At 72.5% G+C, this 404-nt stretch carries 1 protein-coding gene; it reads right to left on the bottom strand.

Going from position 1 to position 404, the window contains the following annotated elements; all coding sequences use genetic code 11:
• Positions 1–404: acyltransferase domain-containing protein (locus PUR61_RS01215; RefSeq protein ID WP_329874699.1), on the bottom strand; the 404-nt coding region annotated here is incomplete at both ends.

Raw genomic sequence — 404 nt, 5'->3', positions numbered from 1 at the left:
GACCAGTCGACGTGTGGGGCGAGGGCCTTCTCGCACTGGGTGATCTTCTCGGCGAAGACGGGTTCGGTGTCGAGGAGTGCGGCGGCCATGCCGGGCCACTGGGAGCCCTGGCCGGGGAAGACGAAGACGGTGCGGCCGGGGTGGTGGGGGGTGCCTTGGACGAGGTCGGGGTGGGGGGTGTCCTCGCTGAGTGCGGTGAGGGCGTGGCGGAGTCGGTGGTGGGTGCCGATGGTGACGGCGCGGTGGTCGAAGGCGGTGCGGCCGGTGGCGAGTGAGTGGGCGATGTCGGTGGGGTGCCCGTCGAGGGTCAGTAGTTGTGCGGCCTGGTCGCGCAGGGCTTCGGGGGAGCGGGCGGACAGCAGCCAGGGGACGACCGGGTCCGCGTCGTGCTCCGGTTCCGTGGG

This window comes from Streptomyces sp. BE20 (genome assembly GCF_036322525.1).
Lineage (GTDB): Bacteria > Actinomycetota > Actinomycetes > Streptomycetales > Streptomycetaceae > Kitasatospora.
The sequence above is the reverse complement of the archived record's forward strand: the minus strand, read 5'-3'. Positions and strand labels throughout refer to the sequence as shown.